The sequence below is a fragment of the Acidovorax sp. GW835-FHT14B10 genome, assembly GCF_058793725.1.
The window spans coordinates 301,579-311,361 of the sequence record NZ_JBXAGC010000002.1; the positions used below are offsets into that span (position 1 = coordinate 301,579).

9 protein-coding genes are annotated in these 9,783 nt (G+C 63.8%); 1 reads left to right on the forward strand and 8 read right to left on the reverse strand.

The window, feature by feature from the left end; genetic code table 11:
- Positions 1 to 303: 303 nt before the first annotated feature.
- The 8 genes from AC1Q5S_RS03305 to AC1Q5S_RS03340 form a co-directional block, all read right to left on the reverse strand.
- On the reverse strand, positions 304 to 1,434 hold the full coding sequence (locus AC1Q5S_RS03305) for an acyl-CoA dehydrogenase family protein (protein WP_492238327.1): 1,131 nt from the start codon (positions 1,432 to 1,434) through the stop codon (positions 304 to 306).
- 58 nt (positions 1,435 to 1,492) lie between these two features.
- The gene (locus AC1Q5S_RS03310; RefSeq protein WP_492238328.1) at positions 1,493 to 2,164 is read right to left on the reverse strand and encodes an SDR family oxidoreductase; all 672 of its coding nucleotides are present in this window, start codon (positions 2,162 to 2,164) and stop codon (positions 1,493 to 1,495) included.
- 155 nt (positions 2,165 to 2,319) lie between these two features.
- Entirely contained in the window at positions 2,320 to 3,507 is a 1,188-nt protein-coding gene (locus AC1Q5S_RS03315) for an acetyl-CoA C-acyltransferase (protein ID WP_303836418.1), read from the reverse strand.
- 66 nt (positions 3,508 to 3,573) lie between these two features.
- Positions 3,574 to 5,379, reverse strand: coding sequence for a bifunctional isocitrate dehydrogenase kinase/phosphatase (gene aceK / locus AC1Q5S_RS03320; RefSeq protein WP_492238329.1), 1,806 nt, complete (start codon positions 5,377 to 5,379; stop codon positions 3,574 to 3,576).
- A gap of 55 nt (positions 5,380 to 5,434) precedes the next feature.
- Positions 5,435 to 6,094 carry a carbonate dehydratase gene (can, locus tag AC1Q5S_RS03325; protein WP_303836421.1) on the reverse strand — a complete coding sequence of 220 codons (660 nt, stop codon included), beginning with the start codon at positions 6,092 to 6,094 and terminating at the stop codon, positions 5,435 to 5,437.
- Positions 6,095 to 6,132: 38 nt separating this feature from the next.
- A complete protein-coding gene (locus AC1Q5S_RS03330; protein WP_492238330.1) occupies positions 6,133 to 7,323 on the reverse strand; it encodes an isovaleryl-CoA dehydrogenase in 1,191 nt (396 codons plus the stop codon).
- A 41-nt stretch (positions 7,324 to 7,364) separates the two neighbouring features.
- The gene (locus AC1Q5S_RS03335; RefSeq protein ID WP_492238331.1) at positions 7,365 to 7,826 is read right to left on the reverse strand and encodes a PaaI family thioesterase; all 462 of its coding nucleotides are present in this window, start codon (positions 7,824 to 7,826) and stop codon (positions 7,365 to 7,367) included.
- Between the two features lie 42 nt (positions 7,827 to 7,868).
- Entirely contained in the window at positions 7,869 to 8,264 is a 396-nt protein-coding gene (locus AC1Q5S_RS03340; protein WP_108624541.1) for a MerR family transcriptional regulator, read from the reverse strand.
- A gap of 125 nt (positions 8,265 to 8,389) precedes the next feature.
- On the opposite strand from AC1Q5S_RS03340, the gene AC1Q5S_RS03345 reads away from it, so the two are divergent.
- Positions 8,390 to 9,469: an MBL fold metallo-hydrolase gene (locus AC1Q5S_RS03345; protein ID WP_492238332.1), complete on the forward strand. Its 1,080-nt coding sequence runs from the start codon at positions 8,390 to 8,392 to the stop codon at positions 9,467 to 9,469.
- The last annotated feature ends 314 nt before the right edge of the window (positions 9,470 to 9,783 follow it).

Below are 9,783 nucleotides of genomic sequence, written 5' to 3' on the forward strand. Positions count from 1 at the left end.
AGGGATTACCCGCATTGACATATATCAAAAGAAAAATCAGTGAAAACTGTCGCGCCGCAGACTCCGGCGCTCACCGAGGTGCGATCAAAAATAAACGGCGGGGGTTTGTGCTGCGCAGAGTGATGGCTTGCATGTTTCTTGGCGCTCCTGCGCCTCACCGTGACACGCCAGGAGTGACCGTGCGCACTCAAAGGGGCGCGACACAGCACCGGGGGTGATGGCCACTTTTAGACCCGTTTTGGGTGCATGCGCTTGACAGACAAGCGCAAATAGCTAGCTTTTAAATAGCAAATTCACAACCAATCACGCCAGCGCGCGCTGGATGATGATCTTCTGCACGTCGCTCGTGCCCTCGTAGATCTGGCACACGCGCACGTCGCGGTAGATGCGCTCCACCGGGAAGTCGCTGACCACGCCGTAGCCGCCCAGGGTCTGGATGGCGGCGCTGCACACGCGCTCGGCCATCTCGCTGGCGAAGAGCTTGGCCATGGCGGCTTCCTTCAGGCAGGGGCGGCCCGCGTCGCGCAGCGCGGCGGCGTGCCAGATGAGCTGGCGCGCGGCCTCGATCTGGGTGGCGCAGTCGGCCAGGCGAAAGCCCACGGCCTGGTGGTGGAAGATGGGCTGGCCGAAGCTCTCGCGCTCTTTCGAATACGCCAGCGCCGCATCAAACGCGCTGCGGGCCATGCCCACGCTTTGCGCGGCGATGCCGATGCGGCCGCCCTCCAGGGCCCCGAGCGCGATCTTGTAGCCCTCGCCCTCGGCGCCGATCAGGTTCTCGGCGGGGATGCGGCAGTGGTCGAAGTTGATCTGCGCCGTGTCGCTGCTGTGCTGGCCGAGCTTGTGTTCGAGCCGCGCCACCACGTAACCGGGGTTGCTGGTGGGCACGAGGAAGGCGCTCATGCCCTTCTTGCCCGCCCCCTTGTCGGTCACAGCGATGACGATGGCCACATGGCCGTTTTGGCCGCTGGTGATGAACTGCTTGACGCCGTTGATCACGTATTCGTCGCCCTGGCGCGCCGCGGTCGTGCGCAGTGCGGAGGCGTCGGAGCCCACATGCGGTTCGGTCAGGCAAAACGCGCCCAGCATCTCGCCGCGCGCCAGCGGCGTGAGCCAGTCGCGCTTTTGCCAGGCGTTGCCGTAGCGCAGGAGGATGGCGTTGACGGGGCAGTTGGTCACCGAGATGGCGGTGCTGGTGCCGCCGTCGCCCGCGGCGATTTCTTCGAGCACCAGGGCCAGCGTGACGTAGTCGAGATGGGCCCCGCCAAACTCTTCGGGCACGCAGATACCGTAGGCGCCCAGCGCGGCCAAACCCTGGTGGGCCTCCTTGGGGAAATGGTGCTCCTTGTCCCAGCGCGCGGCGTGGGGCCAGAGTTCGGTCTGGGCAAAGTCGCGCACGGCGTCGCGGATCATTTCCTGGTCTTGGGTCAGCAGCATCGTTGTCTCCGGGTGCTTGGGGGTGTTGTGGGTTGCGGGTATCGAAAGCCTGCGGCCCTCACCACGAGGCAAAGGGCGTGCCATCGCGCTGCAGGAACTGGCCCTTGTGCGCGGGCGTGAGCCGCGCGAGCGTGGCGCGCATGGCGGCCACGCTCTCTGGCGCGGTCAGCGGGGCTTGCGCGCCGCCCATGTCGGTCTGCACCCAGCCGGGGTGCAGCGCCACCAGCGTGGCCTGCGGGTAGTCGTGCTGGGCGCTGGCCACTGCCATGTTGAGCGCGGCCTTGCTGACGCGGTACAGCCAGGTGTGGCTGCCTGTGACGCCGCCGATGCGGCCCAGCTCGCTGCTGATGAAGGCAAAGCGCCCTTGCGCGGCCTCGACCAGCGGGGCCACCTGCGGAATGGCCTGCATGGCACCCAGTACGTTGGTGTGCATGACCCGGTCGAACCGCTCACGCGTGGGCGGCGAGAGCGCATTGCCGCGGTCCATGACGCCGGCTGCGTAGATCGCCGTGTCGATCTTTTCACCGTCCAGCATCCAGGCCAGGCCGCTGACACTGGCGGGATCGGCCACATCCACCGTCAGGACGTTCTCCACGCCCAGCGCCTGCAGGCGCTCGCGCCCGGCGGTGTCGCGCGCGGTGGCCAGCACGCGGTCGCCCGCCACCACATACTGGCGCGCGAACTCCAGGCCCAGGCCACGCGAGGCACCGATGATCAGAATATTGGACATGGAATAGGACTCTGGTGCGTATGAAAAAAGCGCAAACAGCTATCAAATAAAGAGTATTACGTGCACCACCAACAGGGGGTCGCGGTGCACCAAAGAGCCCGCCACCATGGTTGGGGCGCAGGCCAGGCCAACGGGTGGCCCGGCCCCGATCGCCCTCAGACCAGCTCGATCGCCACCGCCGTGGCCTCGCCACCACCAATGCACAGCGTGGCCAGGCCCTTGCTGAGGCCGCGCGCCTTGAGCGCATACATCAGCGTGACCATGATGCGCGCGCCGCTGGCGCCAATGGGGTGGCCCAGCGCGCAGGCGCCGCCATTCACATTGACCTTGTCGTGCGGCAGATCCAGCTCTTTCATCAGCGCCATGGGCACCACGGCGAAGGCTTCGTTGATCTCCCACAGCTGCACATCACCCACGGCCCAGCCGGCCTTGGCCAGCGCCTTCTGCGTGGCCCCCAGCGGCGCGGTGGCGAACCACTCGGGCTCCTGCGCGTGTGTGGCGTGGCTCACGATGCGGGCCAGGGGCTTGCAGCCGAGCTTTTGTGCGGTGGATGCGCGCATCATCACCAGCGCGGCCGCGCCGTCGTTGATGCTGGAGCTGGAGGCGGCGGTGATGGTGCCGTCCTTCTTGAAGGCGGGCTTGAGCGTGGCGATCTTGTCGAGCTTGACCTTGCCGGGGCCTTCGTCCACCGAGACCACGGTCTCGCCCGCGCGGGTCTTGACGGTCACCGGCACGATCTCGGCCGCGAACGCGCCCGACTCGGTGGCTGCCTTGGCGCGCTGCACGCTGGCCGTGGCAAATGCGTCCTGCTGCGCGCGCGTGAACTGGTACTTGGCGGCGCAGTCTTCGCCAAAGGTACCCATGGAGCGGCCGGGCTCGTAAGCGTCTTCCAGGCCATCGAGCATCATGTGGTCGAAGATGCGATCGTGGCCCAGGCGGTAGCCGCCGCGGCCCTTTTGCAGCAGGTAGGGGGCATTGGTCATGCTTTCCATGCCGCCCGCCACCATCACATCGTGCGTGCCGGCCAGCAGCATGTCGTGCGCGAACATCGCGGCCTTCATGCCCGAGCCGCACATCTTGCTCAAAGTGACGGCGCCCGCCTCCTTGGGCAGCCCGCCCTTGAACGCCGCCTGGCGCGCGGGCGCCTGGCCCTGGCCCGCCATCAGGCAGTTGCCGAACAGCACTTCGCCCACCTGGTCGGGCGACACACCGGCGCGCGCGATGGCGGCCTGGATGGCAGCGCCGCCCAGGTCGTGTGCAGCCAGGCTGGAAAAGTCGCCCTGCAGCGAGCCCATGGGGGTGCGCGCGGCGCCAACGATGACGATGGGGTCTTGGATGGACATGGTGAAGCTCTCCTGGGTAATGGTCAGAGGAAAAATGGGGGGTGAAAACCTGGGCTTGGCGAGCGGTCAGCGGGCCGCAGCGCCCTGCGCAAAGCGCCGCTCCGTGTCGTAGGGGAACACATCGAACATGTGGCCTGCCTGGATACGCTCCTTGTGCGACTGCCAGAACGCGGCATCGAGCAGGTCGGCGTGGTGCTGCATGAACACCTCGCGCACCGCGTCGTTGCCCAGCAGGAAGGGGCCAAAGGTTTCGGGGAACACATCGCGCGGGCCCACGCTGTACCAGACCTCGCCGCTCATCTCTTCTTCCTCGTTGCGCGGCGTGGGCACGCGGCGGAAGTGGCAGTCGGTGAGGTATTCGATCTCGTCGTAGTCGTAGAACACGACCTTGCCGTTGCGCGTAACGCCAAAGTTCTTCCAGAGCATGTCGCCGGGGAAGATGTTGGCGGCCACGAGGTCCTTGATGGCGTTGCCGTATTCGATGACGCTGTGCTCCATCTGCTGGCGCGCGCGCGGGTCGGACAGGCCGGTGTCGAAGGCTTCCTGCAGGTAGATGTTGAGCGGAATCATGCGCCGCTCGATGTAGAGGTGCTTGATGATCACCTCAGTCTGGCCGTCGCCATCACGGTCGCTGATTTCGAGCTGGCTGGGGGCGAACTTCTCGATCTCGGCAATCAGCGCGCCGTCGAACCGGTCGCGCGGGAAGGCCACCTCGCTGTACTCCAGCGTGTCGGCCATGCGGCCCACGCGGTCGTGCTGTTTGACCAGCAGGTACTTGCCCTTGATCTGCTCGCGCGTGGTTTCCTTCTGGTGCGGGAAGTAGTCCTTGATGAGCTTGAACACGAACGGAAAGCTCGGCAGGTCGAACACCAGCATCACCATGCCCTTGATGCCCGGCGCAATGCGGAACTGGTCGCTGGAATGCTTCAGGTGGTACAGAAAGTCGCGGTAGAACAGCGTCTTGCCCTGCTTGGCCAGGCCCAGGGCGTTGTAGATTTCGGCGCGCGGCTTGCGCGGCATGAGGCTGCGCAAAAACTGCACGTAGGCGCTGGGCACCTCCATGTCCACCATGAAGTAGGCACGGGCAAAGCTGAACAGCATCTGCAGGTCGTCTTCGCCAAACAGGGCCGCGTCGATATACAGCCTGCCGCTGTCGTCGTGCAGGATGGGCAGCGCAAACGGCACCTCGTTGAAGCCGTTGATGATCTTGCCCACCACATAGGCGCCCTTGTTGCGAAAGAACAGGCTGGTGAGCACCTGGATCTGGAAGTTGGTGCGCAGCCGCACCTTGTCGAGGCGGCCACGCATGGCGGCCACCACCCAGGCGGTGTCACGCGCCAGGTCGGAAAACTCGCGCTGCAACTGGAAGTTCTCAATGATGGTCTGGAAGGTGTCTCCCAGCGTCTCGCGTGTGGGGTAGTAGGCGCGGTAGGTGGGCCGCGCGGCGGGCTCGTCGTTCTCGATGTATTCGGTGCTGACCGCAGGCCGCACAAAGATGAAGTCGTTGTGGAAATGCGTGCGGTGCAGGATCTTGGTGGTGACCGAGTTGAAGAAGGTCTCGGCCAGCTCGGGCTGGTGGTGGTTGACCAGCAGACCGATGTAGTGCAGCTTGACCTGGTGCCACACATCCATGGGCTGCACGCCGGCCTCGAACTCTTTCTCCAGGCGGCGCACACACTCCTTCACCCGCAGGTCGTAGAACTCGATGCGCTCGCGCTGCGCCCGCTGCTGGCCATGCCAGTCGGCGGTTTCAAAGCGGTGCTTGGCCCGTGCGGACTCGGTGCGGAACAGCCGGTAGTGGCGGTTGAAGCCGTCCATCATGGCCTTGGCAATGCCATAGGCCTGGGGGGCATCAAGGCGTTGCGGGAACATGGTGGCGGCATCCTTGTCAGTGCAACCGTCGCTTGCGTGGGCAGGGGCGCCCTGCTTACTGCCGCCGGGTAGCAGCCACGCCGGCAATCGCTGCCTTGTACAGCGATTCCAGGCCTTCGGTGCTGTCCACCGACATGTGCAGGTTGTTGATGAGCCCGTCCTTGAGCCCGTAGCACCAGCCATGCAGCGTGACCTTCTGGCCCCGGCCCCAGGCGTCCAGCATGACGGTGGTCTGGGCAATGTTCACCACCTGCTCGATGGCGTTGAGTTCGCACAGCACGTCGTGGCGCCACTCGGGTGCGGTGGCGGCGATCAGATCGCGGTGGCGGTCGCGCACATCGGTCACGTGGCGGATCCAGTTGTCCGCCAGGCCCACGCGGGTGCCCTCCAGCGCGGCCAGCACACCGCCGCAGCCGTAGTGCCCCACCACCATGAGGTGCTCTACATGCAGTTGGTCCACCGCGTACTGGATGGTGGACAGGCAGTTCAAGTCAGTGGGCACCACCACATTGGCCACGTTGCGGTGCACGAAAATTTCACCGGGCTCCAGGCCCGTGATCTGGTTGGCAGGCACCCGGCTGTCGGAGCAGCCGATCCACATGTACTTGGGCTTCTGCTGCGCCAGCAGGTTGGTGAAAAAGCCGGGCCGCTCGCGCTCCATCCGGGCTGCCCAGGCGCGATTGTGAACAAACAGGTCGTCGATCGAGGAAGGCATGGTGTTTTGGCCTGTGAGGTTTTTTCAGTAGGGGCAGGTCAGCAGGTCTCAGCAAACAGCTCGCGGCCAATCAGCATGCGGCGGATCTCGCTGGTGCCCGCGCCGATTTCATACAACTTGGCATCGCGCCACAGGCGGCCCAGCGGGTATTCGTTGATGTAGCCGTTGCCGCCATAGATCTGCACGCCTTCACCTGCCATCCAGGTGGCCTTCTCGGCGCACCACAGGATCACACTGGCGCAGTCCTTGCGCACCTGGCGCACGTGGTCAGTGCCCAGCATGTCGAGGTTCTTGGCCACAGTGTAGGCAAACGAGCGGCCCGCCTGCAGCACGGTGTACATGTCGGCCACCTTGCCCTGGATGAGCTGGAACTCGCCAATGCTCTGGCCAAATTGCTTGCGGTCGTGAATGTAAGGGATCACGTTGTCCATCACGGACTGCATGATGCCCAGCGGGCCGCCGGTGAGCACCGCACGTTCGTAGTCCAGGCCGCTCATCAACACCTTGGCGCCCTGGTTCAGGCCACCCAGCACGTTCTCTGCGGGCACTTCGACGTCCTGGAACACCAGCTCGCCCGTGTGGCTACCGCGCATGCCCAGCTTGTCGAGCTTCTGCGCAATCGAGAAGCCCTTCATGCCCTTTTCGATCAGGAAAGCGGTCACGCCGCGCGCGCCCAGTTCAGGCTCGGTCTTGGCATAGACCACGAGCGTGTCGGCATCGGGGCCGTTGGTGATCCACATCTTGCTGCCGTTGAGCAGGTAGTAGCCCCCTTTGTCCTCGGCTTTGAGCTTCATGCTGATCACGTCCGAGCCCGCGCCGGGTTCGCTCATGGCCAGCGCGCCCACGTGCTCGCCGCTGATGAGCTTGGACAGATACTTGACCTTCTGGGCCTCGTTGCCGTTGCGGTTGATCTGGTTCACGCACAGGTTGCTGTGTGCGCCGTAGGACAAGCCGACCGAGGCGCTGGCACGCGAGATTTCCTCCATGGCCACCATGTGGGCCAGGTAGCCCATGGCGGCACCACCGTATTGCTCGGGCACGGTGATACCCAGCACGCCGAGTTCACCCATCTTGCGCCACAGGTCCATGGGGAACTGGTCATTGCGGTCGATCTCTGCCGCACGGGGAGCGATCTCGGACTGCGCAAAGTCGCGCACGGCGTCGCGCAGAGCGTCGATGTCTTCGCCCAGCTGGAAGTTGAGGCCAGGAAGGTTGGTGGGAATACTCATGGTGAATGTCTCCTCGTAACGGGTAGTGAAATGGACTGGCTTCAGCCCTGGATGTTGTCGCGCCCGGTCACTGCCATGAGGGTGCAGCCCATGGTGGCGACCAGCTTTTCTTGGGTGCCCTCGATGGCGAAGGCGCGGCCTTCGCACACGGTGATGGTGCGGCCGGGTTTCAGCACCCGCCCTTCCATGCGAAACCGCTCGCCCTTGGCCGGGGCCAGCAAGTTGATCTTGAATTCAATGGTGAGCACGGCAGCAGCGGCCGCCATCAGGGTGAAACCGGCATATCCGCACGCCGAATCCAGTGCTGTAGCGACCATGCCGGCATGGAGGAATCCGTGTTGCTGGGTCAGCGCGGCAGCCCATGGCAACTCAATATCCACCGCGCCCGGCGCGACCAGACCCAGCGCGGCGCCCAAGGTCTGCATGGCCCCCTGGCGCGCAAAGCTGTCGCGCACACGGTCGGCATAGTCGAGGCAACGCGGCTCAAAAGGGGGCAGACTCACTGTGCTCTCCTGATTTACGTTTACGTAAACGTCAATTATGAATCAATTTTGCTTTTCCACCTTGACCAACAGCGTTCGCGCTTCTTCTTCGTGCTCCCGCACCTCTTCCAGGTTGGCCTGCAGATCGGCCATTTGCTCTTCGAGCTGCTTGCGATGGACGACCAGCACGTCCAGGAATTTGCGCAGTTGCACGCCTGTATCGCGGGGGCTGTCATAGAGGTCGATGATCTCCTTGGCTTCCGTCAGGGACAGCCCGAGGCGCTTGGCCCGCAACGTCAGGCGCAGCCGCGTGCGGTCGCGCGCGCTATACACCCGGTTGCGGCCCGCAGACCCAGTGCGCTCAGGCTGCAACAAGCCCATGTCTTCGTAGAAACGGATTGCTCGGGTGGTGAGATCGAACTCTTTGGCGAGATCACTGATGGTGTAGGTATTGGCCATGGTGGGTGCTGCACGCAGCAGTGTCGGTTTCGCACAGGAGACAGCCCGGTGGCTGCAGCTCCCTACAATGCATTGAGTGCATAACGTTTACGTTAACGTCAATGCTAACCCATCCAGTTGCTGCCATGAATCCACTAGAACACCAGATCCACTATCCGCTGGGTGACATGCTCCCTCCAGAGGGCGACGCCATCGAAATCGCGCCGGGTGTCTACTGGATACGCATGGGCCTTCCCTTCGCACTCGACCACATCAATCTGTGGCTACTGCGCGACCGGCAGCCTGATGCCAGCGGTGTGCTGGTGGACGGGTGGACCGTGGTGGACTGCTGCATCGACAGCGCGACCACCCGTGCGCAGTGGGAGCAGGTATTCGTCAATTGCCTGGGGGGCTTGCCCATCCTGCGCGTCATCGTGACCCACATGCATCCAGACCACATTGGTCTGGCGCACTGGTTGTGCGCGCGCTGGGACGTGCGTTTGTGGATCAGTGCCACTGACTACAACGTGGCACGGGTCGCCGTGTACGACCCACAAGGGTTTGGCGGAGAAGCGGGGGCGGACTTTTATGCCCTGCACGGTGCGCAAGATGCCGCCTTTTTAGCCCATGTCCGAGGCCGGTCTTCGTATTTCCCGACCCTGGTTCCCGCATTGCCACCTCGTTTTCGCAGGATGATGGACGGAGACACCTTGGACATCGGAGGACGGGCGTGGCGTTGCATCAGCGGCTACGGCCACGCGCCCGAGCACATCGCCTTGTTCAGCGTGGAGTTGACCACGCTCATCAGCGGCGACATGGTGCTTCCGCGCATCTCTACCAATGTCAGCGTTCATGCCAGTGAGCCGGAGGCCAATCCGCTGCAACTGTTCCTGACTTCGTTGTTGCGCTATCTGGATCTGCCGGAAAACACGCTGGTGCTGCCCTCACACGGCAAACCCTTTACCGGCCTGGCCAAACGCATCGCCCAATTGCAGACCCACCACCGCGAGCGGCTTGAGGAAATCATGCAAGCCGCCCAAAACCGCGCACTGAGTGCTGCTGACGCCTTACCGATCCTGTTTCAGCGCACGCTGGACACGCACCAGATGACGTTCGCCATGGGCGAGGCTCTGGCGCATCTGCACTATCTGTGGATGGAGGGGAAATTGGAGCGGCTTCTTGATCAGGCCGGGGTTCAAAGATTTCGCGTGCCGGGCGGAGCATGAATCAGACGAAGGAGCCGTCGTCTTTTGATCAAGGCGAGGCGAGTTCCGCAGCAGCTTTGCGTCAGAGCTGAGAGGTGCTTGCATTGTGACGCCAAGGCATTCTCGCCAGCCACCATTGCCTCGTGGCGGCTGGGGGCCAGGCGAGGGATAGGGATCGATGTGTGCGCTGAGAGGAAGCCCGGCAGATAAATCTGGTGTTCCAAAGCAAAAAACCCCAGTCTTCATGAGACTGGGGTTTTCTGGGCTGTAAGAGCCTGACGATGACCTACTTTCACACGGGAACCCGCACTATCATCGGCGCAAAGTCGTTTCAC

Coding starts and splice junctions, on each gene's coding strand:
- AC1Q5S_RS03310 (WP_492238328.1), bottom strand. CDS start 2,164: ATGTCCAATATTCTGATCATCGGTGCCTCGCGTGGCCTGGGCCTGGAG.
- can (WP_303836421.1), bottom strand. CDS start 6,094: ATGCCTTCCTCGATCGACGACCTGTTTGTTCACAATCGCGCCTGGGCA.
- aceK (WP_492238329.1), bottom strand. CDS start 5,379: ATGTTCCCGCAACGCCTTGATGCCCCCCAGGCCTATGGCATTGCCAAG.
- AC1Q5S_RS03340 (WP_108624541.1), bottom strand. CDS start 8,264: ATGGCCAATACCTACACCATCAGTGATCTCGCCAAAGAGTTCGATCTC.
- AC1Q5S_RS03330 (WP_492238330.1), bottom strand. CDS start 7,323: ATGAGTATTCCCACCAACCTTCCTGGCCTCAACTTCCAGCTGGGCGAA.
- AC1Q5S_RS03315 (WP_303836418.1), bottom strand. CDS start 3,507: ATGTCCATCCAAGACCCCATCGTCATCGTTGGCGCCGCGCGCACCCCC.
- AC1Q5S_RS03345 (WP_492238332.1), top strand. CDS start 8,390: ATGAATCCACTAGAACACCAGATCCACTATCCGCTGGGTGACATGCTC.
- AC1Q5S_RS03305 (WP_492238327.1), bottom strand. CDS start 1,434: ATGCTGCTGACCCAAGACCAGGAAATGATCCGCGACGCCGTGCGCGAC.